Here is a 25,326-nt window from a genome sequence, read left to right as displayed (position 1 = left end):
TGTGTGGGAGGTGTGTGGTGCCGAGCCCCATTGAAACCAATGGAGCCGGTTTCGTCAGGGGGGCGGTGCGTGTCGGACGGCGCGTATCAGCGGCGCGACATGTAGATGTCGAGTGCCTTGTGCAGCAGCTTGTTGAGCGGGAAGTCCCACTCGCCGAGGTACTCGGCGGCCTGCCCGCCGGTGCCGACCTTGAACTGGATCAGGCCGAAGAGGTGGTCGGTCTCGTCCAGGGAGTCGGAGATTCCGCGCAGGTCGTAGACGGTGGCCCCCATGGCGTACGCGTCGCGCAGCATCCGCCACTGCATCGCGTTCGAGGGACGGACCTCGCGCTTGTGGTTGGCGGAGGCGCCGTAGGAGTACCAGACGTGCCCGCCGACGATCAGCATGGTCGCGGCCGCGACGTTCTCGCCCTCGTGCCGGGCGAAGTAGAGCCGCATCCGGTTGGGGTCCTCGTTGTTGAGGGCCGTCCACATGCGCTGGAAGTAGCCCAGCGGACGCGGCCGGAAGTGATCGCGCTCCGCCGTGATCTCGTACAGCCGCTGCCACTCGTCGAGCTCGGCGTAGCTGCCCTGGACGACCTCGACACCGGCCTTCTCGGCCTTCTTGATGTTGCGTCGCCACAGCTGGTTGAAGCCCTTGTGGACGTCTTCGAGTGAACGGTTCGCCAGCGGGACCTGGAAGACGTAACGGGGCTGTACGTCACCGAATCCGGCGCCGCCGTCCTCGCCCTGCTGCCAGCCCATCTTCCGCAGCCGGTCCGCCACTTCGAAGGCGCGCGGCTCGATGTGGGTGGCCTCGACGTCGCGCAGGCGCTTCACCTCGGGGTCCTGGATGCCCGACTTGATGGCGGTCGAGTCCCAGCGGCGGATGATGACCGGCGGGCCCATCTTCACGGAGAAGGCGCCCTGCTGCTTGAGGTGCGCCAGCATCGGCCGCAGCCAGTCGTCCAGGTTCGGGGCGTACCAGTTGATGACCGGGCCCTCGGGCAGATAGGCGAGGTACCGCTTGATCTTGGGCAGCTGCCGGTAGAGCACCAGGCCGACACCGACGAGCTGTCCGCCCTTGTCGAACCAGCCGAGGCTCTCCGAGCGCCACTCCGCCTTCACGTCCGCCCATGCCGGGACCTGCATGTGACTCGCCGCGGGCAGGCTCTGGATGTACGCCAGATGCTGCTCTCGGCTGATGGTCCTCAGGGTCAGGCTCATGCGGGGCGCTCCTCGGCAGGTGTGTCCCCATCGGTCAGGGGCTCCGGCTCTCGCGCCGAAGCCTACTGTGACCGACGAGCGCACCGTCTGGCCCTATGGGACCTTGCGGCTCCGCCGCCGTGAGGACCCGGGTCCCCGGGTCCTCGTACGGGGAACGACGCGAGGCCCCCGAGTGGTTCCTCGCGTCGTTCCGTCCGGCCCGAGCCGCCCGCGGACCACCTGCCGCCCGCGGACCACCCGCCGTCCGCCCGGTGTCAGCCCACCACGCCGCCGAAGAGGCCGCCGTGCGCCATGCCCAGGAAGAAGCCGATGGCGGCCGCGCCCATGCCGATGATCAGCGGGAACCGTTCTCGCGTGGTCACCGAGATGTACTGCCCGTAGGCGCCCGTGAGGATCCCGACGAGTCCGGCCCACGAGCTGATCAGATGCAGGTTGTGGAACATCGCCGTCACGAAGGCGAGCACACCGAGGACCAGCGTCACCACCACCAGCGCCAGCTGGAGTGGATGGCGCCTGCCGTCCGTGGCGAGCAGCGAGACAGGGGGACGGGGTCGTATTGCCTGTGCCATGGAGTACCTCCTGGCCCTGAGGGGGCGCGTCGTGGCGTCGCTCACACCCGATGTGTCCAGATTGCGTCTCCTGACCACCGGATTTCAACCGGAAGCCGGTGTGCGGGTACTCTGTACGATCTGCACCGGTGTCTGCCCAGGCCAGCACATTCAGCCCCTCTCGATGGAGGGCGTTGTCAGTGGCGGCTGTTTTACTCGGAGACACTGTTGCTCACGCATCACGACCCTCCTGCCACGGAACGACCGTGGCCGCTGAGTCCAAAGGAGGTGGGTTCCACATGCGTCACTACGAGGTGATGGTCATCCTCGACCCCGATCTCGAGGAGCGCGCTGTCTCCCCGCTGATCGAGAACTTCCTCTCCGTCGTCCGTGAGGGCAACGGAAAGGTCGAGAAGGTCGACACCTGGGGCCGTCGTCGTCTCGCTTACGAGATCAAGAAGAAGCCCGAGGGCATCTACTCGGTCATCGACCTGCAGGCCGAGCCTGCGGTCGTCAAGGAGCTCGACCGCCAGATGAACCTGAACGAGTCGGTCCTCCGGACCAAGGTCCTCCGTCCCGAGTCCCACTGAGCGTCTAGCTCAGTGGTCATCGGGTTCGAGTAGCAGCAAGCAGCCAGAAGCAATCCCCGCCGAGAGGTTCATCCATGGCAGGCGAGACCGTCATCACGGTCGTCGGCAATCTCGTCGACGACCCCGAGCTGCGCTTCACCCCGTCCGGTGCGGCGGTCGCGAAGTTCCGTGTCGCGTCCACTCCCCGCATCTTCGACCGGCAGACCAATGAGTGGAAGGACGGCGAAGGCCTGTTCCTCACCTGCTCGGTCTGGCGGCAGGCGGCGGAGAACGTCGCCGAGTCGCTCCAGCGAGGCATGCGCGTCGTCGTGCAGGGCCGGCTGAAGCAGCGGTCCTACGAAGACCGCGAGGGCGTCAAGCGCACGGTCTACGAGCTGGATGTCGAGGAAGTCGGCCCCAGCCTGAAGAACGCCACGGCCAAGGTCACCAAGACCACCGGTCGCGGTGGTCAGGGCGGCCAGGGTGGATACGGCGGTGGCCAGCAGGGCGGCGGCAACTGGGGCGGCGGTCCCGGTGGCGGTGGCCAGCAGGGTGGTGGCGGCGCTCCCGCCGACGACCCGTGGGCCACGAGCGCGCCGTCCGGCGGTCAGCAGGGCGGGGGCCAGCAGGGCGGCGGAGGCGGCTGGGGCGGAAGCTCCGGCGGTTCCGGCGGCGGCTACTCGGACGAGCCTCCCTTCTAGGGCAGCTCGTACCCCCACTTCTTGATCACACAGGAGAAACACCATGGCGAAGCCGCCTGTGCGCAAGCCTAAGAAGAAGGTCTGCGCGTTCTGCAAGGACAAGACCCAGTACGTGGACTACAAGGACACGAACATGCTGCGGAAGTTCATTTCCGACCGCGGCAAGATCCGTGCCCGCCGCGTGACCGGCAACTGCACGCAGCACCAGCGTGACGTCGCCACGGCAGTCAAGAACAGCCGTGAGATGGCGCTGCTGCCCTACACGTCCACCGCGCGATAAGGGAAGGGTGACCGAATCATGAAGATCATCCTCACCCATGAGGTCTCCGGCCTCGGTGCCGCCGGCGACGTCGTCGACGTCAAGGACGGGTACGCCCGTAACTACCTGGTTCCGCGTGGCTTTGCCATCCGCTGGACCAAGGGCGGCGAGAAGGACGTGGCGCAGATCCGCCGCGCCCGCAAGATCCACGAGATCGCCACGATCGAGCAGGCCAACGAGATCAAGGCCAAGCTCGAAGCCGTGAAGGTCCGTCTGGCTGTTCGCTCCGGCGACGCCGGCCGTCTCTTCGGCTCCGTGACCCCGGCCGACATCGCCTCGGCGATCAAGGCCGCCGGTGGCCCCGACGTCGACAAGCGTCGCGTCGAGCTCGGCTCGCCGATCAAGACGCTCGGCGGACACCAGGTGTCCGTGCGTCTGCACCCCGAGGTCGCTGCGAGCCTCGGCATCGAGGTCGTTGCTGCCTAAGGGCACAGCTCACCGTGAGCAGCTGAAGGGCCGCACCCCGAGGGGTGCGGCCCTTCGTCGTTCGGGGCCGGGCGGTCCTGGCCGGGTGGGTCGGTTTCACGTGAAACGCGACCGGGGCGGGTGGCTCAGCGGGCGGCCCCGGTGATGACCCACTTGCCGGAGCGGGTGCGCAGCCAGAGCGTCACCATCCGGACGACCATCATCAGAGCCATCGCCCACCACAGGGTCGTCAGTCCTCCGCCGATCACCGGCACCAGCAGGGCGACCGGGGCGAAGACCGCGAGAGTGACGAGCATGGCCCAGGCCAGATAGCGCCCGTCCCCGGCGCCCATCAGGACTCCGTCGAGGACGAAGACCACGCCGGCGACCGGCTGGGTCAGCGCCACCACGAGCAGCGCCGGGAGCAGGGTGTCCTGTACGGACCGGTCACTGGTGAACAAGGGCACGAACAGCGGGCGGGCCAGGACGATCAGCGCTCCGAACACCACTCCGGAGACGATGCCCCACTGCACCATGCGACGGCAGGCATCGCGTGCGCCCTTGGCGTCGTCGGCCCCCAGATAGCGGCCGATGATCGCCTGTCCGGCGATGGCGATGGCGTCGAGGGCGAAGGCCATCAGGCTCCAGAGGGAGAGGATGATCTGGTGCGCGGCTATCTCGGTGTCGCCGAGCCGGGCGGCGACGGCCGTGGCGATCATCAGGACGGCGCGCAGCGACAGCGTACGGACCAGCAGCGGAACGCCCGCCTGGGCGCTGGCCCTGATGCCCGCGGCGTCGGGACGCAGCGAGGCACCGTGCCGTCGGGCCCCCCGTACCACCACGACCAGATAGGCGACGGCCATCGCGAGCTGAGCGGTCACGGTGCCCCAGGCCGATCCGGCGATCCCGAGACCCGCGCCGTAGACCAGGCCCGCGTTGAGGGCTCCGTTGGCCGCGAAGCCGCCGATGGCGACGTACAGCGGGGTCCTGGTGTCCTGCAGGCCGCGGAGCACACCGGTCGCGGCCATCACGACGAGCATCGCGGGGATGCCGAGGCTGGAGATCCTGAGATACGTGGTCGCGTAGGGGGCTGCGGTGTCGGAGGCCCCGAAGGCGGCGACCAGCCAGGGGGCGGTGGGGAGGGCGACGGCGATGACGGCGACGCCCAGCAGGAGCGCCAGCCAGATGCCGTCCATGCCCTGCCGGATCGCGGAGGCCAGATCGCCCGCGCCGACCCGTCGTGCCACCGCCGCGGTGGTGGCGTAGGCGAGGAAGACGAAGATGCTGACTGCGGTGGTCAGCAGGGCGGCGGCAACGGCCAGGCCGGCCAGTTGCGGGGTGCCGAGATGGCCGACGATCGCGCTGTCGACCATCACGAAGAGAGGCTCGGCGACGAGTGCGCCGAAGGCGGGGACGGCGAGCGAGATGATCTCGCGGTCGTGTCGTCGGCGGCTGGAAGGAGGGGTTGCCGGGGCCTGGATCATGGGGGTCAATCTAATCTTCCACAGGTAATGGATGCAATGCCCTTGGGGTCCTTACATTTGCTGAGGTGCGGCGTTCTCCTGTGGGCCGTTTGTCGTGATCTTGTGCTGACTCGGAAAGTTTTTCTCCCCCACAGCCCGTGGACGGGGAAAGCCCAGGTCAGAGCTGTGGTGGTGGAGGTGCTATGAGTTTGTCCACAGTGCTGTCCCCCGCTCCGTGCACAGGTTCCGAGGGGTTCTCCACAGCATCTGGTCGGTCGTCCACATGGCCTGTGGATAACCAGATTGGCTGACGGTGCCGAGCGGCCTAACGTGGACCGGCGACCGCACCTCGTTCGGTCCTGGAACCACGTATAACTCGACGCGCCGGAACCGGAGTCGGGCGTCTTGTTTGTCGGTGCTGTGCCGTAAGAAAGAGTGGCATGGCGAGGTCCGCGGAGCGGACGGGAGGAGGTGGCCCGGTGAGCATTCCCGAGCCTGTGGACGGCCCCTGGGCCGAGGCCGGTCCCAGCGACCGTCTGCCCGTTTCCCGGCCGCGCCGAGGTGACGGCCGGGACCGCGGCGAGCAGCACGAACGCGGCAGTGAGAGCGGCGGCTGGGACGGCGGATCCACCGGCTTCGAGCGGGTGCCGCCCCAGGACCTCGACGCCGAGCAGTCGGTCCTCGGCGGCATGCTCCTGTCCAAGGACGCCATCGCCGAGGTCGTGGAGGTCATCAAGGGCCACGACTTCTACCGTCCCGCGCACGAAACCGTCTTCCAGGCCATTCTCGACCTCTACGCCAAGGGCGAGCCGGCCGACCCGATCACGGTGGCGGCCGAGCTGGTCAAGCGCGGCGAGATCACCAAGGTCGGCGGGGCACCGTATCTGCACACCCTCGTCCAGTCCGTGCCGACCGCGGCCAACGCTTCGTTCTACGCGGAGATCGTCCATGAGCGGGCGGTCCTGAGACGTCTGGTCGAGGCCGGTACGAAGATCACGCAGATGGGATACGCGGCCGACGGCGATGTCGACGACATCGTGAACTCCGCGCAGGCCGAGATCTACGCCGTCACCGAGCAGCGCACCAGCGAGGACTACCTGCCGCTCGGCGACATCATGGAGGGCGCGCTCGACGAGATCGAGGCGATCGGTTCGCGCAGCGGGGAGATGACCGGGGTGCCGACCGGCTTCACCGACCTCGACGCGCTGACGAACGGCCTGCACCCGGGCCAGATGGTCGTCATCGCGGCCCGTCCCGCCATGGGTAAGTCCACGCTGGCCCTCGACTTCGCACGGGCCTGTTCGATCAAGAGCAACCTGCCCAGCGTGATCTTCTCCCTCGAAATGGGGCGCAACGAGATCGCGATGCGTCTGCTCTCCGCCGAGGCGCGGGTGGCGCTGCACCACATGCGTTCCGGCACCATGACCGACGAGGACTGGACACGGCTGGCCCGCCGGATGCCGGATGTCTCGGCCGCCCCGCTCTACATCGACGACTCCCCGAACCTCTCCATGATGGAGATCCGGGCGAAGTGCCGCCGTCTCAAGCAGCGCAACGACCTCAAGCTGGTGGTCATCGACTATCTGCAGCTGATGCAGTCCGGCGGCTCGAAGCGTGCCGAGAGCCGCCAGCAGGAAGTCTCGGACATGTCCCGAAACCTCAAGCTGCTGGCGAAGGAGCTCCAGCTCCCGGTCATCGCGCTCTCCCAGCTGAACCGTGGCCCCGAGCAGCGCACGGACAAGAAGCCGATGGTCTCCGACCTGCGTGAGTCCGGGTCCATCGAGCAGGACGCCGACATGGTCATCCTGCTGCACCGCGAGGACGCGTACGAGAAGGAGTCCCCCCGCGCCGGTGAGGCCGACCTGATCGTGGCCAAGCACCGTAACGGCCCGACGGCAACGATCACGGTGGCCTTCCAGGGCCACTACTCCCGCTTCGTGGACATGGCACAGACCTGACCGGGTCCGTGCGGGAGACCGGCGCAACCCGGAGAGGAAGCGGCGACCTGGGGGCGCCGAGCTATTCCGATGATCGTTTCGCAGGCGATAGCGTGCGCATATGACATGGCAGGGACCGACATATCGGATGGTGGATGGGGAGAGAATCGACGGGGCCTGGTGCCACGTCTGGCGGCGATATCTACCGGGCAGTGAGTACTACCTCGACGACTTGATCGTCTTCGCGGATGGGACGATCACCTGCGGAGAGAGCACGGACCTGGCCGGCCTGGAGAAGATGCTGGCAAGCGGCCGATGGGCGGTGACCAACCCCGGGGCCCCGCCCCTTCCCGACGAACCATCGAAGTGGGCTTCCCGGCACGGCGAACCGCTGACACCGGAGGGATTCCTTCTGGAAGTCGCTGACCGCATCGAAGAACTCAATGGACGGCCGACTTCCGGGCAGCGTTGCTGGGACGCGATCCGACGCTTTCAGCAGGAGCCGGTCGAGTCCAACCGGGAACTTCTCCGGGCGGCATATCTGGCGGTTCCGCCGCATCTCCGGATCTACGTCCTCGGCGACATGGACCGACAGGACCGCCCCTTGCGCATCCTGCTCACGGACATGGGCGAGGTCGTCGGCGGCGATGGCCCGGTAGTGACGGAGCAGATGCACCAGGACGCCCTGGACTACTTCGGCCACGGAGATCAGGGCGTCCAGGAGGAGCGGGAGCGGCTGGCCGTCCAGCATGCCGACGACCCTTCGGGGCCCGGCCGCCCGGCCCTCGTCTCGCACGAAACCTTCCACCCGCAGGGATGGCCCGAGCAGCCGGGCCTGTTCGTGCTCCGCAACGACTTCCCTGCCCGGATCGTGGTCGCCGGCGAGTCCTATGCGTCCGTGCTGCACGGGTACTGGGCGCTGTCGGCGGCCGACGCGTCCGACAGAAGCAGCATCCGGGACGCGGCCTCCGGCAGGGAGGCGCATGACCTGGGCGGCCGGGCAACGCACCGGAGCGACTGGCCCGACGTTCGGCTCGCGGTCATGGCAGAGCTCCTGCGCGCGAAGTTCACTCAGCACCCTGAACTCGCCCAGGTCCTCGCGTCCACGGGGGACGCCAGGATCAGCTACACCGGCTTCTCGGACTCCCCCTTCTGGCGAGATGTCCCCGAGGGCCGGGGACGGAACTGGATGGGGCGGTTGCTCGAACTGATTCGCTCCGAGCTCCTCGCACGACAACTGCTCCGGCCCGAGAACTCCAGCGCGCCGGACTAGGAAGAGCTGCTCTGCGCCGGGAGCGTTCGACTGCCCGCAGATGTATTCGGTTGCGGCGGGCCCGGTGAGCCCGGTGAGCTACCCGCATGAATGGTGCCGCGAAGCGGGCGCGATGGGCGAGGGCGGGGAGAGTCCGCAAGGTCACGACGCACCCGCCCCCGTGGCACAGGTGGGCGGTGCTCGTGGCCCTGATGCTGGCCGCCTTCACCCTCAACACCGCGGAGAACCTGCCGATCGGCCTTCTGGAGCTCATCTCCGAGAGCCTCGGGGTGTCGGTGTCAGCGGTCGGTCTCCTGGTCACCGGTTACGGCGCGACGGTGGCCGTCGCGTCATTACCGCTCGCCCACGCCGTGCGGGCCGTGCCCCGACGCCATGTGCTCACTGGACTGCTGGCCGCGCTGGTCGTGTCCAGCCTGGTCTCGGCCCTGGCCACCTCCTACTGGGCGCTCCTCTTCGCGCGGCTGCTGACGGCGCTCGCCCAAGCCTTGTTCTGGGCCGTGATGGGACCGGTCGCGGTGGGCCTGTTCCCTTCCGAGGTCCGTGGACGTGTGGTCGGAGCGCTGTCCGTCGCCGGTTCGCTTGCCCTCGTGCTCGGTGTCCCCGCCGGGACCTGGCTGGGGCAGCGGAGCGACTGGCAGGTGCCCGTCGCCCTGCTCGCGGCTCTGGGTCTCGTCTCTCTGGTGACCATCGCCGCCCTGCTGCCCACCTCCCCTCCGGATGAGGAGAGCGCCGCCTACGGAACCGGTCCCGACGCCCGCCGGTTCGGGATCGTGCTGGCGGCCGGGGCCCTGTCCGCCACCGGAGCGTTCGCGGGATACACCTACGTCGTCAAGTTCCTGGGCGACGTGAGCGGGTTCTCCTCGGGCTCGGTCAGTGCCCTGCTGGTGGCTTTCGGGGTCGCGTGCCTGGCCGGAGTGAGCGTCACCGGGGCGTTGCTGGACCGCTTTCCGCAGGCCGCGCTGACCACCGCCGTCGCCATGCAGGCGGTGGGCATGCTCGGCCTGTACGCGGTGGGCACCGAGCAGGTGGCGGCGGTGGTGTTCCTGGCGTTGATGGGCGGTGCACTCGGTCCGGTGTTCATGACCACCCAGAACGCGATGCTGCGGTGCGCCCCCGGCCGCACGGACATCGCCCTCGCGGCGAACTCCGGTCTCTACAACGCCGGGATCGCGGCGGGCGCGGCGCTCGGCGGGCTGGTCCTGCCGTCGGCGGGTGTGCGGGGCACTTTCCTCGTCGGCGGGCTGCTGACCACAGGGGGCTGCGCCGTGCTGCTCGGCGGACGGCTGCTGCGGGTCCTCCGCCCGGAGCCCGTTGGCCGGAGCCGACGTCACCGGTCGGCCCGTGCGACTTCTCGCCCGCCGGGGTGACGACGCGAGGACGGGACCGCGCCGTCGCACGGCCGCGGAGCCGAGCGGTTGGAGGGCGTCGAGGCGAGGTGGCCATGAGGCGGGGCGGGAAGGTTCGGCAGTCCAACTCCCGCCGTGCGGTTGTGCGAAGCGGCATTTCCTGCCCTCGCTCAGGGGCCGCTACGGTCCGATTCATGGAGCAGATTCTTCTGACGGCCGAGAACATGACGGCTGCCTTGCGTGCCGGTGAAGTGAGCTCGGCGGAACTGACCGACGAGGCGATCGCCCGTATCGAGCGTGACGACAAGGCCGTCAACGCCATCTGTGTGCCGGACTTCGACCGTGCGCGGGCCGCCGCACGCCGCGCCGACCAGGCGCGCGCCCATGGCGAGGACGGGCCGCTGTTCGGCGTTCCGGTCACGGTCAAGGAGTCCTACGACGTCGTCGGTATGACCACGACCTGGGGGATGCCACAGCACCGGGACTTCATGCCGACCGAGGACGCGGTGCAGGTCTCGCGGCTCAAGGCCGCGGGCGCGGTGGTGCTCGGCAAGACCAATGTGCCCTTGGGGCTGCAGGACATACAGAGCTTCAACGAGATCTACGGCACCACCAACAACCCGTGGGATCACAGTCGCACCTCGGGGGGTTCGTCCGGCGGATCGGCGGCGGCCCTGGCGTCCGGGTTCGGCGCGCTGTCCATCGGGTCCGACATCGCCGGTTCGCTGCGTACGCCCGCGCATTTCTGCGGCATCTACGCACACAAGCCGACGCTCGGTCTGGCACCGACCCGCGGTATGGCCCCGCCGCCCGCACCCGCGCTGCCGGTCGACCCCGACCTCGCCGTCGCCGGTCCGATGGCGCGCAGCGCCCGCGACCTCACACTCCTGCTCGATGTCATGGCCGGACCGGATGAGCTGACACTCGGTGTGGCGTACGACGTGACGCTGCCGCCCGCGCGCCACGAGCGGCTCCGCGACTTCCGGGTCCTGGTCCTGGACGAGCATCCGCTCATTCCGACCGGGTCCGCCGTGCGGGCGGGTGTGCGGCGCGTGGCCGACGCGCTCGTCGAAGGCGGTGCCCGCGTCGAATGGCACAGTCCGCTGCTGCCCGATCTAACCGAAGCAGCCGTGCTCTACACGCAGTTGCTGTTCTCCAGCTCCGTGGCGCGTTTTCCCGTCGAGGCGAAGGAACAGTTGCGGGCGCGCGCCGCGGAGCTGGGTCAGGACGACCGGAGCCTCGATGCGGTGCGGCTGCGCAGCATGGTGTTCAGCCACCATGACTGGATGGAGGCGAACAGCCGTCGCGAGCTCCATCGCCAGGGCTGGCGGCGGCTGTTCGCGGAGTTCGACACCGTGGTGTGTCCCATCACGCCCACTCCGGCGTTCCCGCACGACCACAACCCCGATCCGAGAGAGCGCCGGATCGACATCGACGGTGTCGAGTACCCGTACTTCGACCAGCTCGTCTGGGCCGGTGCGGCCACCATGCCCGGCCTGCCCGCCACCGCCGTACCCGCGGGCCGGTCTCCCGAGGGGCTGCCGGTGGGAGTGCAGCTCATCGGCCCGATGTTCGAGGACCGCACGCCGCTCAGGCTGGCCGAACTGCTGGAGCACGAGATCGGTGGGTTCCAGTCGCCGGAGCAGGGCGTACTGCCGGGTGTTCGTCGGGCGCGGGCCTGCGGAGCACGGGGAAGCGCGGTGGGCTCCTGAGGCCCACCGGGGAGCGGCCTCGGGAGCACGGGAGGCGCAGGTCGCGGTGTGGCCGCAGGAGGACGAGCGCGGGATGTGGCCCGGGACGGTGAAATGAGCTCGCCACCGCCTGGTTCTACGGGTAGGTGTGTGAGCATGACCTTCTCATTCGAACAGTTGCTCCCGGGGACGCAGCGTGCCTTGCTGCACCGCATCGCCACCGCTCAGTCGGAGGGCCGCGCGCCCTCTCTCGTCGCCGCGGTACAGCGGGACGGACGTACCGTCTGGAACGGATCCCGCAGTTGCGTGGACGGGCATGCTCCGGACGCCGACACCCAGTTCAGGATCGGCTCCCTCACCAAGACCTTCACCGCGGTGCTGGTCCTGCGTCTGCGCGACGAAGGTCTGCTGGACCTGGACGATCCGCTGGAGGAGCATCTGCCCGGGACCGGGGTCGGCGGAGTGACGGTCCACCAGTTGCTGGGGCACAGTGCCGGGCTCGCTGCCGAGTCGCCGGCGCCCTGGTGGGAGCGGACGCCGGGCACACTGCGGCCCGAACTGGCCGATGTGCTCGGCGAGCAGACGCGGATGCACCGTCCGGGCCACCGCCACCACTACTCGAACCCCGGCTACACCCTGCTGGGCTCGCTGGTCGAGAAGGTGCGCGGGGTGAGCTGGGAGGAGGCGCTGCGGCGCGAGATCCTGGAGCCGCTCGGCATGCACCGCACCAGCCTCCATCCGCAGTCGCCGCACGCGGGAGGCTGGGCCGTGCATCCCTGGGCCGATGTCATGCTGCCCGAACCGGCCGAGGATCTCGGACTGATGGCCCCGGCCGGCCAGCTCTGGTCCACGACCGGCGACCTCCTGCGCTTCGCGGCGCTCCTGGCCGAGGGGGACGACCGGGTCCTCCGTGCCGACTCCGTGGAGCAGATGCGTGAACCGTCCGCACCGAACGAGTCCGGCGACTGGCAGTCCAGTTACGGCCTGGGGCTTCAATGCGTACGGAGCGGCGACCGCACGCTCTTCGGGCATACGGGGTCGCTGCCCGGATTCCTGGCCGCCCTGTGGATCAGCACCGAGGACGACGTGGCGGCCGTCGTGCTCACCAATACGACATCGGGGCTGATGATCGGTGGTGTAGCCGCCGACCTCGTGGACATCGTGGCCGAGTCCGAGCCGCGCATCCCCGAGCCCTGGCGTCCGCTGCCGGAGGTGGACGCCGGGCTGCTCGCGCTCACCGGCCCCTGGTACTGGGGTCCGCGTGCGAACATCCTGCGGATGGCCCCGGACGGCGGGCTGGAACTCGGGCCGTTGCAGGGTGATGGTCGCGGAGCCCGCTTCACCGCCCGGCCGGATGGCACCTGGATCGGTCTTGACGGCTACTACGCAGGGGAGACACTGCGTGTCGTCCGGAACAGCGACGGCAGCGTGGACCATCTCGACCTGGGCTCGTTCGTCTTCACCCGGGAGCCGTACGACCCGGCCACGGACGTTCCCGGTGGTGTGGACGAGGGCGGATGGCGGGGATTGGAGGACTGAGCCTCACGTTTCACGTGAAACATGTCGCTCAGCCCCTGTGTTTCACGTGAAACGACAGGGAGCGGAGGGCCGGTTCAGGCCGTCAGCTCCCGTTCCAGAGGTGTGCGGAAGCGGGGCGTGACCCGCATCCGGCCCACCCACTGCGAGAACCGGGATGCTTCCGCCTCGATCGCGGCGGAGGCATCCCGGCCCACATCGGACAGCAGCCGCCAGACCGGTTCGCCGTCGGCCCGCTGGGCCCAGCCGCCCACGATCCCGCCGTTCCACCACACGGTCGGGCCGATGTCGCCGGACCGGTCGAAGAGCGCCTCCCTGTGCCCGGTCGGCAGGTGGAAGCCGCGGTCGGTCCATCCCATGGCGCTGGGGTCGAGCGCCGGAAGCAGCGCGGCCCAGGGTTCCGGGGCCGGCTCCGGTTCCAGGTCCTCCGGCAGTACTCGTCCCACGGCTCCGCCGTCCAGCCGGACCTCCTCGGCCCCGATGGCTGCCAGGGCCTTGCGGGCCGGGCCCAGGCCCCAGCCGGTCCACCACCTGAGATCGGCCTCGGTCGCCGGGCCGTAGGCGCGCAGCCACCGACGGGCCAGCTCGGCCCGTGCCTGTTCGGGTTCCTCGAACGGCCACGGCTCGGCAGCCGTCCAGCGGAACTGACTGGAGGTCCAGGAGCCACGAGGCCGGTCCCGGCGTATGCGGCCTTCGGCCGCCAGGATCCGGATGACACGGGAGGCGACGCTCTGGACGGTCTCGGCCCTTTTCCCGGGGAAGAGGGTGATCTTCGTGCGGAGCGCGGCCACGGCGGCGGAGAGTTCGGCGCCGGTGGCCGTGGAGCGGGCGGCGAGGGCCGCGAGGGTCTGCTGCTCGGTGTCGGCGAGCCAGCGCTCGTCCAGGCCCTTGCCGTCGTCGGCCAGATGCTTGAGGAGGGTCCGGCGCTCCTTTGCAGCCACGGCCCGCGCGTTCGACGCGTCGACGCAGGGGGCGAGCTCCCGGGACACGACGAAGAGGGTGTTCCGCATGGAGAGCTGCCGGACCAGGGAGATCTCCTCGTAGAGAGCCCGCTCCACCGGGGCGACACCCGCTTCGGACATACGGGCACACGTGGAGAGGAAGACGGTGGCGGCGTCGGTGGCGTGCAGCGCGACGACCGCGTCGGCCACGGCCACGGGGGAGACGGCCCGTGCGGACGGAGCCAGGAGATGACGTCGGCCGATTCTGATCCTGCGCTGTTCATCGCTGATGTGCTGCATGGGCGACCTCCAGGACTCCTGACAGGCTCAGAGCGCGCGCTTGAACCCCACGTGGCTTGCGGTGAACCCGAGCCGCTCGTAGAACCGGTGGGCATCGGTCCGGGTCGCGTCGGACGTCAGCTGGACCAACTGGCAGTCCTGGCGCCGGGATTCGTCCACGGCCCACTCGATCAGCAGGGTACCGAGTCCGCTGCCGCGCTCGTCGGCGTGGACGCGGACGCCCTCGATGACCGAGCGGGTCGAGCCGCGCCGGGAGAGGCCGGGAATCACGGTCAGCTGAAGGGTTCCGACGATGCGGCCCTCGCGCACGGCGACGACCACATGCTGGTTCGGGTCGTCCGCCAGCCGCCGGAACGCGGCGCGGTACGGGGCCAGGTCGTCCGGCGACTCACGCTCCGCGCCCAGCGGGTCATCGGCGAGCATGGCCACGATCGCGGGGATGTCGTCGAGGCCGGCCGGTCGTATGTCGAGATCGCTCATGATCGGCAGGGTACGCAGATCGTCCCGACGGTGCGGGGATTCGCCGGTGTCGCGGCCCGTGACCACGCGGCGGCTCAGGCGACCTGCACCGGGGCCCGCAGCGCGCTGTCATTGGTCGGGCGGGCCTCGGTGAGCAGGGCGAGCCCCGCCGCGGTGACGTCGGTGTAGATGCCCCGGCGATCGGTGTCGCAGAGGTACCGCGTCAGCAGCCCGCGGTCCTCGAGGCGGGTGACCAGACGGGTGGTGGCGCTCTGGCTGAGTACGACGGCGTCAGCGACCTGCTTCATCCGGAGGTGTCCGCCGGGGCCGTTGTGCTGCCGGCTCAGGACGCCGAGCAGGGAGTACTCCCGCGCGCTGAGCCCGTGCCCGGACTGGAGAGCCCGCTCGATGCGGGCCTCGATCCTTCCGTGGAGCAAGGAGAGCGCACACCAGCCCTGGGCGAGGGTGGTCGGTGCGGGGTCTGTCGCTGTCACGGGTCTCTCCTTCGTGCCGGAGCCGCTTGCTACCAGAATAGGCGACTCCTGCAATAGACCGTGCTTGCGACTAAGCAGCGTAGGCAACTATTGCGTATGCGTATGCGTTGCGAGGCGCGGGCACCATGCTGGCGTCGCGGTCGCGGTCACCGTCCTCGACGCGGGTGCGTACGGGCTGCGGCCGGTGGCGGCCTCGGGCCGCACGGGCGGCTGCGTTCAGCCCGTCGCCACCGTCAGCGGGGCATGGCGACGGGTCCAGTCGCCGGGCAGGTCCGAGGCACCGAGCGTCATCACCGTGGTCGTGGAGCCGAGTCGCAGACCGCACTTCTCGAACCATTCGAGCAGCCCGGTGTGGCGTGCGTCGATGTCCGCGCGCAGGGGCCGGTCCGTCGCCTCCGCGAGAGAGGAGACGAGCGCCCGAGCGGTGGCGGTGTCGCGTGCGATCAGCGGGCCGACCACATGCGTCTGTTCGCTGGGCCAGGCCGCCGCGTAGCCGATGAGCTCGCCCTCGGTCCGCGCGACCCGGATGTGGTCGGCGTACGCGGGCAGCCGGGCGAGGAGGTGGGTCCGGTCGGCGCCGAAGACGTCCGAGTCCAGCCGGACCATGGCGTGCAGATCCTCCGCCGTGGCCGGGCGGACGTGCACGCCGTCGGGACTCTCGTCGGTCGGGCGGAAGAAGCCGGTGACCCGCTGGGAGCGGCCCACGGCCGAGAAGCCCAGCTGCTCGTAGAGCGGCTGCCCCGCGGCTGTGGCGTAGAGGCTGACCGGGACGTCTGCGCACGCGGCGATCACATGGTTCATCAGCTGCCGTGCGACCCCCTGCCGCGCGTACCGCTCCGCGACCAGCAGCATGCCGATGGCGGTCAGCCGTGAGCCGTAGGTGGTCACCACGCAGCTGGCCATCAACCCCTTGCCTTCGGGGTCGTCCACGCCGTAGCCGATTCCGGCGGTGAGGAGCAGGCGCCACCGGTGCTCATCGCGTGGCCAGCCACGGTCCTCGCAGAGATCGGCGCAGGCGACCAGGTCGTCCGGGGTGAGGCGCCGAATGGGAAGACCGGCGACCGGGCGGGGCAGTGAGCTGGGCATGGGGGTCAGGCTGTACGACGCGGGGTTCGTACGTCCACTCCTTTACCGGAGCCGGTCGGGCGGCGCGGCCGTCGGCCGCGCCGGGTGGGTCCCCAGGGCTTCAGTACCGATATCGCGGTGATGAAGAGATAGGTCGCCGTGGCCACCGCCGGAGCGATCACCAGGTCGATCTCGACGGTGCCACGGGCGGCGGCCGCGTCGATGCCGGGCCGCAGGGAGAAGACGGACAGTGCCACGGTGATCAGGGTGAGCCAGAACTTCGTCCAGACCCAGCGGTGCCTGGCCAGCCCCCACGGTGTCCCGAGCGACAGAACGAGACCGCTGAACAGGGAAAACAGGGCGATCGGCACGACCAGCCAGTCCCCGAAGATCTTCATGGACCGGGTGGCGGCCTGAGCGGTGACGGGGTCCGAAGTGGAGAAGGCGGCGATTGCGAGCGCCAGCAGTCCGACAGTCAGTCCCAGCCAGCTCACGGATACCGCGACATGGGCCACCAGGAGGCTGCGGCGGGCGGAGCGTTTGAGTGGTTTCACGTGAAACACGGTGCCGGGCTCGGAACGATCGGGCGTCCGGCCGCGGGAGTAACCGCGCGTACTGGCCTGGGCGTACAGCATGCGTTCACCTGCGGCCTTCACCGCCGTGAGTCGCCCTCTCCCGGGGGCCGGTGCGTTCATGAACGGCTGTCATGGTTCAGTCCCGCCCCGGTCCGGCGCAAGGCATGCTGGGCCGGGGGACCACGAGACGTACGAGGCGAGGCACAGCATGGATGCTCCGGTCACCGGGTGGACCGAAGACGGTACGGACAGCTCTTCCGACGCGGCCCTGATCCATCGCACCCTGGCCGAGATATCGCCCGTCGCGGACCGTGCGACCTCGTACTTCTACGCACTGCTTTTCGTACGCCACCCCCAGCTGCGCGATCTGTTCCCGGTCGCGATGGACGTCCAGCGCGACCGTCTTCTCCGCGCGATCCTCACCGCCGCCGACCGGCTGGACGATCCGCGCGCGCTGTCCGAGTACCTCGGCGAACTGGGCCGGGGACACCGCAAGTACGGCACGCTGTCCGTGCACTATCCCGCGGTGGGGGAGGCGCTCCTGGGCGCCCTGAGCCGTTACGCCCCCACCACGTGGGACGGGGAGACCGAAGCGGCCTGGGTGCGCGCCTACACCACGATGTCGCAGATCATGATCGATGCCGCCGCCGAGGAAGAGCGGTGGGCCCCGGCCTGGTGGCACGCGGAGGTGGTGTCCCATGAGCTCAGGACCCGCGACATAGCGGTGCTCACGCTCCGCCCCGGGCAGGCCTACCCCTTCCTCGCGGGCCAGTACACGGCCGTGGAGACTCCGTGGTGGCCGCGGAACTGGCGGCACTATTCCTTCGCCTCCGCGCCCCGCCCCGATGGCCTGCTCACCTTCCATATCAAGGCGGTGCCGGCCGGCTGGATCTCCAACGCCCTGGTGCACCGGGCCCGCCCCGGCGACATCCTGCGCCTCGGCCCGCCCACGGGGTCGATGACGGTCGACCACTCCACCCACCACGGCCTGCTCTGTCTGGGCGGAGGCACGGGCATCGCACCCATCAAGGCACTCGTCGAGGATGTCGCGGAGCACGGCGACCGGCGTCCCATGGAGGTCTTCTACGGGGCACGCAGCGATCACGACCTGTACGACATCGACACGATGATGCGACTCCGGAACACCTATCCCTGGCTCGCGGTGCGGCCGGTGGTCGCCACCGGGCCGGGAACGAGAGGCGGACTGAGGGGGCTGCTGCCCGAGGCGGTGCGGGAGTGCGGCCCATGGGACGGGTACGACGCCTATCTCTCGGGCCCGCCCGGCATGATCCGCAGCGGTGTCGACACGCTCAGGGGCATCGGGATGCCGGCCGAGCGCATCCGGCACGACCACTTCGACGAACCGGCCGCGACGGGCCCCGCCTGACCGCGGCGGCTGCCCGCCTCGTACCTCAGCGGCGACCGCCCGCTCGTTCTGCGCGAAGACCGTCCCCCGGGCGGCGGCCGCCCGACCCCCGCCCAGCGAGGCCCGCCCGGCTGACCCCGGGCGGAGGCCGACCGCCCTTCCCCGTCGAGCGGCGCTGATCAGCCCAGGTCGGGCGCGTGCATCGCGCGCACGCCCTCGATGTTGCCGTCCAGGTAGTGCCGCAACGACAACGGCACCAGGTGGACGGCGGCGATCCCCACCCGGCTGAACGGCACCCGCACGATGTCGTACTCCCCGCACGGATCGTCGATCTCGGGGCCGTGCCGCCGGGACGGATCCATCGACTCCAGCCGGCAGACGAAGAAGTGCTGGACCTTCACGCCCTTCACCCCGCCGCCCTCGATGTGTTCCACGGTGTCGACGAAGCAGGGGACCACATCGATGATCTTGGCGCCGAGCTCCTCGTCCACCTCACGGTGCAGGGCGTCGACCACGGTCGCGTCCTCGGGCTCGACCCCGCCGCCGGGTGTGAGCCAGTAGGGATCCACCCCGGGCTTGGTGCGCTTGATGAGGATCAGGTCGTTGCCGTCGAGCAGGATGGCGCGTGCGGTGCGCTTGACCACGGGACGTTCGGTCATGGCAAGAGAGTGGCCCGCGGAACCGGTTCTGAAACACCGGACCGGTCCCCGGCCGTCCTGCGCTCACCAGTCGGCGGCGGCACGCAGCAGCCACTCGTGCGCCCGCGCGACGTGGGGCAGCGCGAGGGTGCCGGTCCGCGCCGCCAGGAAGTAGGTGCGCAGCGGGGGCACCGGAGGGTCCAGAAGGGCCACGACCTCGCCCCGCTCCAGCGCCCGCTCGCACAGATAGCGCGGCAGCACGGCGAGCCCGGCGCCCGCGGCCGCGCACTCCAGAACCGCCCGGAGGTCCGGCACGATGACGGCCCCGGCGACGGCGGGCCGGCTCTCGAAGACGGCGGCCCAGTAGCGGGAGACGAGCGGCAGGCTCTCGTGGACCTCCACCACCGGCAGCTGGTCCAGCACCAGCGGCCCCTTGTGCCGCAGGGCCCCGGGCCCGAGACGCGCGGCCCAGCGCGGAGCGGCGACCAGGACGTGTTCCTCGTCGCAGAGCGGAGTCGCGGTCAGCAGCCCGCCGCGCGGCCGGGTCGCCGCGATGGCCAGGTCGTGGTGCCCGGCGGCCAGCCCCTCCAGCGCCTCGTCGGCCCCGGCGAAGAAGGAGCTCCGCAGAGCCAGGCCCTGGCCGACGAGCGGGGCGAGCGCGGGCAGGGCGCGCACCGATGTGAACTCGGGCGGCCCGGCCAGATGCAGGCTCCGTGTGCCCGATTCCTCGTCGAGTTCCGCCTCGGCGATCTCGACCAGCGCGTCCAGATGGGGCGCCGCCCGGTGCGCGAGTTCGTCGCCGATCGTCGTCGGGGTCACGCCACGGGCCCTGCGCAGGAAGAGCGGGCGTCCCAGCTGCCGCTCCAGGGTCCGGATCTGCGAGGTGACCGCGGGCTGGGAGAGCCCGAGCAGGGCGGCGGCCCGGGTGAAGGAGCCGGCCCGGTGCACCGTGACGAAGGTGCGCAGCAGGGTCAGGTCCATGTCCTGCCCTCCCACCGCCGCGACGCTTCGGACCCGTACAACTATAAATATGTCGATAGGTCTCTGTCGCTGGGGTGATTGGACACTGACGGAGAGTCAACTAGCCTTGTCCGGACGGTTCCTCGCGAGGGAACCGGGGCGGCCCGAGCCACGAGGGGGGAGGCTCGGACCGCCTGTTCCCGTGGTCAGCTCCCGCCCCGCGCCGCGTCCAGAGCCCGTTCCACATCCGCCACCAGGTCCGCCGGGTCCTCCGCGCCGACCGAGAACCGGATGAAGCCCTCGGGCACGGCATCGCCGCCCCAGCGCCCCCGGCGCTCGGCGGTGGAGCGCACACCACCGAAGCTCGTCGCGTCGTCCACCAGCCGCAGCTCGGCCAGGAAGCGCTCGGCCCGTTCGCGGTCCGGCAGGACGAACGACACCACGGAGCCGAAGCGCCGCATCTGCCGGACGGCCTGGGGGTACGACGGGTCCGTGGGCAGCCCCGGGTACCGCAGCCCGGTGATCTCCGGCCGTCCGACGAGCGCCTCCGCCAGCGTCAGGGCGGTGGCGCACTGCCGGTCGATCCGCAGCTCCAGCGTGGCCAGCGACCGATGCGCGAGCCAGGCCTCCATGGGGCCCGGAATGGCGCCGACCACCTTGCGCCAGCGCCGGACGGCCGCCGCCGGCTCCGGATCGCGGCAGGTCACATGGCCGAGCAGGATGTCCCCGTGCCCCGTCATGCCCTTGGTGTCGCTGGCCACCGAGAAGTCGGCCCCCAGCTCCAGCGGGCGCTGGCCGAGCGGTGTGGCGAGCGTGTTGTCGACGGCCACCAGAGTGCCGGCCGAGTGCGCCGCCTCGACGAGCCGTCGCACGTCACAGACGTCGAGCCCCGGGTTGGACGGCGTCTCGATCCACAGCAGCCTGGCCCCTTCGAGGACCGCCAGCTGGGCATCCCCGCCGGTCGGCGCGGTCCGCACCTCGACGCCGTACGCCTCCAGCTGCTCCCGCACCAGCGGCAGGGCCTGGTAGCCGTCGTCGGGCAGGACGACCACGTCGCCGGTACGGGTCTGGGAGAACAGCACGGCCGAGATCGCCGCCATCCCGGAGGCGAACACCACGGTCTCGACGGGCTCCCCCGGTGCCTCCAGCTCTCCGACGGCACGTTCCAGATGGGTCCAGGTCGGGTTGGTGTCCCGTCCGTAGGTGTACGGGCCGGTCGGATCACCGGAGAGATGGAAGTGCGCGGCGAAGACCGGACCGGGCAGGGTGGGTTCGAACTGTTCCGGTTCGGGCAACCCGGCCCGTACCGCTCTGGTTCCGTCGCCCATGATGCTCATTCCGCTTCCTCGTTTCTCTCCGGTGTGCCACCGGTCGTGCCCGCACTGGTTCCAGGAGGCGTCGGGTCAGTCCTCGTCGGGCAGGATCACGTTCAGTGCCCACGAGACGATCGAGATGATCAGGCCGCCGAGCACGGCGGTCCAGAAGCCGTGGACATGGAAGCTCAGGTTGAACAGCCCGGCCAGCCAGGAGGTCAGCAGCAGCATGAGCGCGTTGACCACCAGCGTGATCAGCCCGAGCGTGAGGATGAAGAGCGGCAGTGTCAGCAACTTCACGATCGGCTTGACCACGAAGTTCACCAGGCCGAAGAGCAGGGCGACCAGGATCAGGGTGAGCGCCTTGCGGCCGGTGCTGCCGCCGCTCAGCGTGATGTCCTGGATCAGCCAGATGGCCACGGCCAGCGCACCCGCGTTGGCGATCGTCTTGACTACGAAATTCTTCATGTGTCTGATCGTGGCAGACGTGATCGGTGGTGGACACCGGCAGTACAGAGGCAAGGGGCGGACCGGCCATGAAGGCATTCAGACTGGACGAGCTGGAGGCGGAGCGCGCCGCCAACGACGGGGCGTACCTGCAGTTCGTGAAGGAACGGAACATGTCGGTCGGCCTGTACGCCCTGGACGCCGGCGCACTCGACCCGCAGCAGCCGCACCAGCAGGACGAGGTCTACCTCGTGGTCAGCGGCCGTGCCTCGATCACGGTCGGCATGGAAACCACGCAGGTGGGCAGAGGAAGCGTGGTGTACGTACCGGCCGGTACCGCCCACAAGTTCCACCACATCACCGAGGACCTGCGGGTGATGGTGGTCTTCTCCCCGCCGGAGGGCTGAGCGGCGGAGGGCAGGGGTCCGGTCTCAGGGATCCCTCAGGGGTCGATCAGGGGACTTCAAGGGCCGCCGAACCCCCGGCGGCCCCCTCCGCGCCTCTAGCATCGAAGCAGGAACTCAAGGAGACGAGGTAGGGACGATGGCCGTACGGGAGATATTCGCGGGGATGCCCTGGTGGGTGAAGTGGATCGCGGTGCCGGTCATCGCGATCGTCGTGTTCGGCGGTCTGATCGCCAGCGTGATCGGGTTCGTGATCGGACTGCTCTTCAAGGTCCTGATCTTCGTGATCCTGGTCGGCGGGCTCGTCTTCGTCGTCCGCAAGTTCATGTCGTCCTCTTCGCGCGGCGACTGGTAGGACGATCGGAGGTCGGCCGGGGCGTTAGCCCAGCTGAGCTAAGCGGAAGGCGAAACGACGCCCCTCGCGGACCCGGCCGATACAGTGGCAGTTCGCTGCCACCACCTGGGAATTAACAGTCCGTCACCACACTGACCAGTGGTTTGTACGGTGTTCGGTCTCCGGACTCCAGTCATGCGGCAGCCCGTGGGGGCGGCCCCCACAGGCGGGCTGACTGCCCGTCACCATGCCTGGGGGTGACTGTTGACCACGGCATCGAGCACTGCTGCCCCGACGCTGATCGGTTCGGTGCAGCGAGCGCTGAGGCTGCTGGAGGCCGTGGTCGCCCATCGCGACGGGGCGCCCGCGAAACAACTGGCCCGGGAGGCGGGCCTTCCCCTTCCCACCGCCTACCACCTGCTGCGCACCCTCACCCACGAGGGCTATCTGCGCCGGGAGAACGGCGTCTTCCTCATGGGGACCGCCGCCGAACGCCTGGTCGGCGAGGGAACGTTGCAGAACCGCCGCGGCAGGATGGCCGAGGCGCTGGGCCGCTGGCGCGACATCATCGGCGCACCGGTCTACTGCGCCGTCTACCGCGAGGGCGAGATCGAACTCGTCGCGGTCGCCGACGCCCCCGCCACCCCCGCCGTCCACGAGTGGGCGTCCTTCCGCGAGACCGGGCACGCGCACGCGATCGGCCAGTGTCTGCTGAGCCAGCTCGACGAGAAGGCCCGAGAGGACCACCTGGATCGTCACCCTGTGCGTCCGCTGACCCGCTATTCGGTGAAGGATCGCGCCGCTCTCCTCGAACGACTGCGGTCGCTGGAACGGATGGAACCTGTCATCGAACGGCAGGAGTACGCCCTCGGCACGATCTGCGCGGCCATCCCGATCACGGCCGGTTTCACCGCAGCGGCGATGGCGATTTCCGTACCCCTGGAGCAGGAAAGCCGGTTGCTCCCCGCAGTCGAACAACTACGTGGCGAAGTGGCCAACCTCTTGCGTTCGTTCGTGTTCTCTATCAGTATCTGAAAAATCACTCCTTGTGATCTGCTATCGCGTGCACCACGATGGCGTCAATAGGGCCACGGGGGATCATTCCTGGCCAGATTCATCTACTGCGGGGTTGAACGATGCGCGAGTCGGTTCAAGCTGAGGTCATGATGAGCTTCCTCGTTTCCGAGGAACTCTCTTTCCGGATCCCGGTGGAGCTCCGGTACGAGGTCTGCGATCCATATGCGATCCGGATGACCTTCCATCTGCCCGGTGACGCCCCCGTCACCTGGGCATTCGGCCGTGAGCTGCTGCTCGACGGCCTCAACAGCCCCAGTGGTGACGGTGATGTGCATATCGGACCCACCGAGCCCGAGGGCCTTTCCGACGTACACATCCGGCTTCAGGTCGGCGAGGACCGGGCCCTCTTCAGGGCCGGTACGGCACCACTTGTGGCGTTTCTCGACCGGACCGACAAGCTGGTTCCGCTCGGACAGGAGTGCACGCTGGGTGACTTCGAGGGCAACCTGGAGGACGCCCTGGGTCGGATCCTCGCCGAGGAACAGAACGCCGGCTGACGGGGAACGACCGCCGACCGGCTCATCGGTCGAACACGGTATCTGCCGAATGGGTGAATTGCCCGTCTGATGCAGACGATCAAGGCTTGGTCCTGCGACGACGGCCTTTCCCGGCCCGTACGGGTGCCGAAGCTCCGGCTTCCGCGCCGAGCCCTGTGCGGTCCGCGGAGACGACCAACGCGGCGAGCACCGTCGTCACCGGTACCGAGGCGACCAGCCCGATCGAGCCGACCAGCGTTCGTACGATCTCCTCCGCCACCAGCTCGCTGTTGGCCACCGTCCCCATGCTGCTCCGGGCGACGGAGAACAGCAGCAGCAACGGCAGTGCGGCGCCCGCGTAGGCGAGCACCAGCGTATTCACGACCGAGGCGATGTGGTCGCGTCCGATCCTGATCCCTGCCCGGTAGAGCCCTCGCACACCCAACGACGGGTTGGCCTGGTGCAGTTCCCAGACCGCCGATGTCTGGGTGACGGTCACGTCGTCGAGGACCCCGAGCGATCCGATGATGACACCGGCCAGCAGCAGTCCGCTCATGTCGATGTGCGGGTACAGGCCGTGGATGAGGCCGGTGTTGTCGTCGGTGTTCCCGGTGAGGCTCGCCCAGCCGATGAAGAGCGAACCGAGCAGCCCGATCAGCAGCAGTGAGATCAGCGTGCCGATCACCGCCACCGAGGTGCGGGCGCTCGGACCGTGGCACATGTAGAGCGCGATCAGCATGATCGCGCCGGCCCCGACCACCGCGACGAGCAGCGGATTCGAGCCCTGGAGTATGGCCGGAAGGATGAACAGGGTCAGCACGGCGAACGACACGGCGAGCGCGACCAGCGCCATCACCCCGCGCATGCGGCCCACCGCGACCACGACCAGGGCGAAGATCCCGGCCAGCAGGGTCATCGGGAACTTCCGGTTGACGTCCGTCACCGAGTACTGAAGATCGTGGGGCGCGTCGGGGGCGTACGCCACGACCACGCCCTGGCCCCGGCGCAGCTGGCGGGGCGAGTCGGGCTGGACGATCTCGGTGAAGGTCCGGCCCTGGTCATGACCGGTCGTCACCTCGATCGTGGCGTGCCCGCACAACCCCCGTGCGCTCTCCGAGGGCGGTGTGGTGTCCCCGCCGACGGGCGTCTGAACCGCGTTCACGTCCTTGCAGTCCACCTTGTCGACACTCACCACCTTTCCCTGCTGGGTCTGCCGGTCGAATCCGACGCCGGTCCGTTCGTGCGGCGGCGTGCCACCCGGCCAGAGAGCCACCAGACCGACGAGGACGGCGGTGGCGAACGGGATCAGTACGGCCGCGATGACCTTGCGCAGATGTGTGGAGACGGGGGCGGCAGGGCCGTGGCCGTGCGAGTGACCGTGGTGCTGGTCCTGAGGACGGCTCTGCGGTTCGTGGGCGATATGGGGGGACGTCACCGGCCGATCATCGCAAGAAGGAACGGGCCCTCTGTTCATCACGGCGGAA

The 25,326-nt window shown here is 69.5% G+C and carries 27 protein-coding genes; 14 read left to right on the top strand and 13 right to left on the bottom strand.

Annotated elements, in window-relative coordinates; genetic code table 11:
- Positions 1 to 86 precede the first annotated feature (86 nt).
- Positions 87 to 1,205, bottom strand: a complete 1,119-nt coding sequence (locus ACFVFH_RS11025; RefSeq protein WP_383765936.1) for a lipid II:glycine glycyltransferase FemX — start codon at positions 1,203 to 1,205, stop codon at positions 87 to 89.
- Positions 1,206 to 1,459: 254 nt separating this feature from the next.
- Complete coding sequence (locus ACFVFH_RS11020) at positions 1,460 to 1,774, bottom strand: hypothetical protein (protein ID WP_383765934.1); 315 nt, start codon at positions 1,772 to 1,774, stop codon at positions 1,460 to 1,462.
- Positions 1,775 to 2,052: 278 nt separating this feature from the next.
- On the opposite strand from ACFVFH_RS11020, the gene rpsF reads away from it, so the two are divergent.
- The 4 genes from rpsF (at position 2,053) to rplI (ending at position 3,768) form a co-directional block, all read left to right on the top strand.
- On the top strand, positions 2,053 to 2,343 hold the full coding sequence (gene rpsF, locus ACFVFH_RS11015; RefSeq protein ID WP_072487610.1) for a 30S ribosomal protein S6: 291 nt from the start codon (positions 2,053 to 2,055) through the stop codon (positions 2,341 to 2,343).
- Between the two features lie 74 nt (positions 2,344 to 2,417).
- The gene (locus ACFVFH_RS11010; protein WP_344512583.1) at positions 2,418 to 3,023 is read left to right on the top strand and encodes a single-stranded DNA-binding protein; all 606 of its coding nucleotides are present in this window, start codon (positions 2,418 to 2,420) and stop codon (positions 3,021 to 3,023) included.
- Positions 3,024 to 3,066: 43 nt separating this feature from the next.
- Positions 3,067 to 3,303: a 30S ribosomal protein S18 gene (rpsR, locus tag ACFVFH_RS11005; RefSeq protein ID WP_003967857.1), complete on the top strand. Its 237-nt coding sequence runs from the start codon at positions 3,067 to 3,069 to the stop codon at positions 3,301 to 3,303.
- A gap of 18 nt (positions 3,304 to 3,321) precedes the next feature.
- Entirely contained in the window at positions 3,322 to 3,768 is a 447-nt protein-coding gene (rplI, locus tag ACFVFH_RS11000) for a 50S ribosomal protein L9 (protein ID WP_383765932.1), read from the top strand.
- Between the two features lie 125 nt (positions 3,769 to 3,893).
- Here the strand turns inward: rplI and ACFVFH_RS10995 are convergent, their stop codons facing one another.
- Positions 3,894 to 5,231 (bottom strand): MATE family efflux transporter, encoded by a 1,338-nt coding sequence (locus ACFVFH_RS10995; protein WP_383765930.1) that lies wholly within the window; start codon positions 5,229 to 5,231, stop codon positions 3,894 to 3,896.
- A gap of 476 nt (positions 5,232 to 5,707) precedes the next feature.
- Between ACFVFH_RS10995 and dnaB the strand changes: the two genes are divergently transcribed.
- The 5 genes from dnaB (at position 5,708) to ACFVFH_RS10970 (ending at position 12,996) form a co-directional block, all read left to right on the top strand.
- A complete protein-coding gene (dnaB, locus tag ACFVFH_RS10990; RefSeq protein WP_383766769.1) occupies positions 5,708 to 7,168 on the top strand; it encodes a replicative DNA helicase in 1,461 nt (486 codons plus the stop codon).
- 127 nt (positions 7,169 to 7,295) lie between these two features.
- The gene (locus ACFVFH_RS10985) at positions 7,296 to 8,420 is read left to right on the top strand and encodes an NADAR family protein (protein ID WP_383765928.1); all 1,125 of its coding nucleotides are present in this window, start codon (positions 7,296 to 7,298) and stop codon (positions 8,418 to 8,420) included.
- Between the two features lie 191 nt (positions 8,421 to 8,611).
- On the top strand, positions 8,612 to 9,787 hold the full coding sequence (locus tag ACFVFH_RS10980; protein ID WP_383766766.1) for an MFS transporter: 1,176 nt from the start codon (positions 8,612 to 8,614) through the stop codon (positions 9,785 to 9,787).
- A 173-nt stretch (positions 9,788 to 9,960) separates the two neighbouring features.
- Positions 9,961 to 11,478 (top strand): amidase, encoded by a 1,518-nt coding sequence (locus tag ACFVFH_RS10975; protein WP_383765927.1) that lies wholly within the window; start codon positions 9,961 to 9,963, stop codon positions 11,476 to 11,478.
- 135 nt (positions 11,479 to 11,613) lie between these two features.
- Positions 11,614 to 12,996 (top strand): serine hydrolase domain-containing protein, encoded by a 1,383-nt coding sequence (locus ACFVFH_RS10970; protein WP_383765925.1) that lies wholly within the window; start codon positions 11,614 to 11,616, stop codon positions 12,994 to 12,996.
- Positions 12,997 to 13,070: 74 nt separating this feature from the next.
- Here the strand turns inward: ACFVFH_RS10970 and ACFVFH_RS10965 are convergent, their stop codons facing one another.
- The 5 genes from ACFVFH_RS10965 to ACFVFH_RS10945 all read right to left on the bottom strand — a co-directional run bounded on the left by ACFVFH_RS10965 (position 13,071) and on the right by ACFVFH_RS10945 (position 16,806).
- On the bottom strand, positions 13,071 to 14,234 hold the full coding sequence (locus ACFVFH_RS10965; protein WP_383765923.1) for a winged helix DNA-binding domain-containing protein: 1,164 nt from the start codon (positions 14,232 to 14,234) through the stop codon (positions 13,071 to 13,073).
- Between the two features lie 27 nt (positions 14,235 to 14,261).
- On the bottom strand, positions 14,262 to 14,714 hold the full coding sequence (locus ACFVFH_RS10960; RefSeq protein ID WP_383765921.1) for a GNAT family N-acetyltransferase: 453 nt from the start codon (positions 14,712 to 14,714) through the stop codon (positions 14,262 to 14,264).
- A gap of 74 nt (positions 14,715 to 14,788) precedes the next feature.
- On the bottom strand, positions 14,789 to 15,187 hold the full coding sequence (locus ACFVFH_RS10955) for a MarR family winged helix-turn-helix transcriptional regulator (protein WP_383765919.1): 399 nt from the start codon (positions 15,185 to 15,187) through the stop codon (positions 14,789 to 14,791).
- Positions 15,188 to 15,403: 216 nt separating this feature from the next.
- A complete protein-coding gene (locus ACFVFH_RS10950) occupies positions 15,404 to 16,273 on the bottom strand; it encodes a GNAT family N-acetyltransferase (protein WP_383765917.1) in 870 nt (289 codons plus the stop codon).
- A 5-nt stretch (positions 16,274 to 16,278) separates the two neighbouring features.
- Entirely contained in the window at positions 16,279 to 16,806 is a 528-nt protein-coding gene (locus ACFVFH_RS10945; protein WP_383765915.1) for a DUF2269 domain-containing protein, read from the bottom strand.
- Between the two features lie 79 nt (positions 16,807 to 16,885).
- On the opposite strand from ACFVFH_RS10945, the gene ACFVFH_RS10940 reads away from it, so the two are divergent.
- Entirely contained in the window at positions 16,886 to 18,214 is a 1,329-nt protein-coding gene (locus ACFVFH_RS10940; protein WP_383765914.1) for a globin domain-containing protein, read from the top strand.
- Between the two features lie 158 nt (positions 18,215 to 18,372).
- Here the strand turns inward: ACFVFH_RS10940 and ACFVFH_RS10935 are convergent, their stop codons facing one another.
- The 4 genes from ACFVFH_RS10935 to ACFVFH_RS10920 all read right to left on the bottom strand — a co-directional run bounded on the left by ACFVFH_RS10935 (position 18,373) and on the right by ACFVFH_RS10920 (position 21,572).
- Positions 18,373 to 18,852, bottom strand: a complete 480-nt coding sequence (locus tag ACFVFH_RS10935) for an NUDIX domain-containing protein (RefSeq protein WP_383765912.1) — start codon at positions 18,850 to 18,852, stop codon at positions 18,373 to 18,375.
- A 63-nt stretch (positions 18,853 to 18,915) separates the two neighbouring features.
- Positions 18,916 to 19,812 (bottom strand): LysR family transcriptional regulator, encoded by an 897-nt coding sequence (locus tag ACFVFH_RS10930; protein WP_383765910.1) that lies wholly within the window; start codon positions 19,810 to 19,812, stop codon positions 18,916 to 18,918.
- A gap of 185 nt (positions 19,813 to 19,997) precedes the next feature.
- On the bottom strand, positions 19,998 to 21,128 hold the full coding sequence (locus ACFVFH_RS10925) for a cystathionine gamma-lyase (protein ID WP_383765909.1): 1,131 nt from the start codon (positions 21,126 to 21,128) through the stop codon (positions 19,998 to 20,000).
- Positions 21,129 to 21,194: 66 nt separating this feature from the next.
- Positions 21,195 to 21,572, bottom strand: a complete 378-nt coding sequence (locus tag ACFVFH_RS10920; RefSeq protein WP_383765908.1) for a phage holin family protein — start codon at positions 21,570 to 21,572, stop codon at positions 21,195 to 21,197.
- 68 nt (positions 21,573 to 21,640) lie between these two features.
- On the opposite strand from ACFVFH_RS10920, the gene ACFVFH_RS10915 reads away from it, so the two are divergent.
- The 4 genes from ACFVFH_RS10915 (at position 21,641) to ACFVFH_RS10900 (ending at position 23,863) form a co-directional block, all read left to right on the top strand.
- Positions 21,641 to 21,958: a cupin domain-containing protein gene (locus ACFVFH_RS10915; protein WP_383765906.1), complete on the top strand. Its 318-nt coding sequence runs from the start codon at positions 21,641 to 21,643 to the stop codon at positions 21,956 to 21,958.
- Between the two features lie 136 nt (positions 21,959 to 22,094).
- Positions 22,095 to 22,310, top strand: coding sequence for a DUF5326 family protein (locus tag ACFVFH_RS10910; protein WP_383765904.1), 216 nt, complete (start codon positions 22,095 to 22,097; stop codon positions 22,308 to 22,310).
- A 243-nt stretch (positions 22,311 to 22,553) separates the two neighbouring features.
- On the top strand, positions 22,554 to 23,324 hold the full coding sequence (locus ACFVFH_RS10905; protein WP_383765902.1) for an IclR family transcriptional regulator: 771 nt from the start codon (positions 22,554 to 22,556) through the stop codon (positions 23,322 to 23,324).
- 101 nt (positions 23,325 to 23,425) lie between these two features.
- Positions 23,426 to 23,863, top strand: a complete 438-nt coding sequence (locus ACFVFH_RS10900) for an SsgA family sporulation/cell division regulator (protein ID WP_072488197.1) — start codon at positions 23,426 to 23,428, stop codon at positions 23,861 to 23,863.
- 79 nt (positions 23,864 to 23,942) lie between these two features.
- Here the strand turns inward: ACFVFH_RS10900 and ACFVFH_RS10895 are convergent, their stop codons facing one another.
- Positions 23,943 to 25,277: a YibE/F family protein gene (locus ACFVFH_RS10895; RefSeq protein ID WP_383765900.1), complete on the bottom strand. Its 1,335-nt coding sequence runs from the start codon at positions 25,275 to 25,277 to the stop codon at positions 23,943 to 23,945.
- Positions 25,278 to 25,326: the final 49 nt, after the last annotated feature.

This window comes from Streptomyces sp. NPDC057697, from assembly GCF_042799335.1.
Classification (GTDB): Bacteria; Actinomycetota; Actinomycetes; order Streptomycetales; family Streptomycetaceae; genus Streptomyces.
Note: the sequence above shows the minus strand (reverse complement) of the source record. Positions and strands in the feature narration are given on the sequence as shown.

Bases quoted from the DNA above. Each gene is read 5' to 3' on its own strand.
- ACFVFH_RS11025 (WP_383765936.1), bottom strand. From the start codon at position 1,205: ATGAGCCTGACCCTGAGGACCATCAGCCGAGAGCAGCATCTGGCGTAC.
- ACFVFH_RS11020 (WP_383765934.1), bottom strand. From the start codon at position 1,774: ATGGCACAGGCAATACGACCCCGTCCCCCTGTCTCGCTGCTCGCCACG.
- rpsF (WP_072487610.1), top strand. From the start codon at position 2,053: ATGCGTCACTACGAGGTGATGGTCATCCTCGACCCCGATCTCGAGGAG.
- ACFVFH_RS11010 (WP_344512583.1), top strand. From the start codon at position 2,418: ATGGCAGGCGAGACCGTCATCACGGTCGTCGGCAATCTCGTCGACGAC.
- rpsR (WP_003967857.1), top strand. From the start codon at position 3,067: ATGGCGAAGCCGCCTGTGCGCAAGCCTAAGAAGAAGGTCTGCGCGTTC.
- rplI (WP_383765932.1), top strand. From the start codon at position 3,322: ATGAAGATCATCCTCACCCATGAGGTCTCCGGCCTCGGTGCCGCCGGC.
- ACFVFH_RS10995 (WP_383765930.1), bottom strand. From the start codon at position 5,231: ATGATCCAGGCCCCGGCAACCCCTCCTTCCAGCCGCCGACGACACGAC.
- ACFVFH_RS10985 (WP_383765928.1), top strand. From the start codon at position 7,296: ATGGTGGATGGGGAGAGAATCGACGGGGCCTGGTGCCACGTCTGGCGG.
- ACFVFH_RS10980 (WP_383766766.1), top strand. From the start codon at position 8,612: ATGCTGGCCGCCTTCACCCTCAACACCGCGGAGAACCTGCCGATCGGC.
- ACFVFH_RS10975 (WP_383765927.1), top strand. From the start codon at position 9,961: ATGGAGCAGATTCTTCTGACGGCCGAGAACATGACGGCTGCCTTGCGT.
- ACFVFH_RS10970 (WP_383765925.1), top strand. From the start codon at position 11,614: ATGACCTTCTCATTCGAACAGTTGCTCCCGGGGACGCAGCGTGCCTTG.
- ACFVFH_RS10965 (WP_383765923.1), bottom strand. From the start codon at position 14,234: ATGCAGCACATCAGCGATGAACAGCGCAGGATCAGAATCGGCCGACGT.
- ACFVFH_RS10960 (WP_383765921.1), bottom strand. From the start codon at position 14,714: ATGAGCGATCTCGACATACGACCGGCCGGCCTCGACGACATCCCCGCG.
- ACFVFH_RS10950 (WP_383765917.1), bottom strand. From the start codon at position 16,273: ATGCCCAGCTCACTGCCCCGCCCGGTCGCCGGTCTTCCCATTCGGCGC.
- ACFVFH_RS10940 (WP_383765914.1), top strand. From the start codon at position 16,886: ATGCGTTCACCTGCGGCCTTCACCGCCGTGAGTCGCCCTCTCCCGGGG.
- ACFVFH_RS10935 (WP_383765912.1), bottom strand. From the start codon at position 18,852: ATGACCGAACGTCCCGTGGTCAAGCGCACCGCACGCGCCATCCTGCTC.
- ACFVFH_RS10930 (WP_383765910.1), bottom strand. From the start codon at position 19,812: ATGGACCTGACCCTGCTGCGCACCTTCGTCACGGTGCACCGGGCCGGC.
- ACFVFH_RS10925 (WP_383765909.1), bottom strand. From the start codon at position 21,128: ATGAGCATCATGGGCGACGGAACCAGAGCGGTACGGGCCGGGTTGCCC.
- ACFVFH_RS10920 (WP_383765908.1), bottom strand. From the start codon at position 21,572: ATGAAGAATTTCGTAGTCAAGACGATCGCCAACGCGGGTGCGCTGGCC.
- ACFVFH_RS10915 (WP_383765906.1), top strand. From the start codon at position 21,641: ATGAAGGCATTCAGACTGGACGAGCTGGAGGCGGAGCGCGCCGCCAAC.
- ACFVFH_RS10910 (WP_383765904.1), top strand. From the start codon at position 22,095: ATGGCCGTACGGGAGATATTCGCGGGGATGCCCTGGTGGGTGAAGTGG.
- ACFVFH_RS10900 (WP_072488197.1), top strand. From the start codon at position 23,426: ATGCGCGAGTCGGTTCAAGCTGAGGTCATGATGAGCTTCCTCGTTTCC.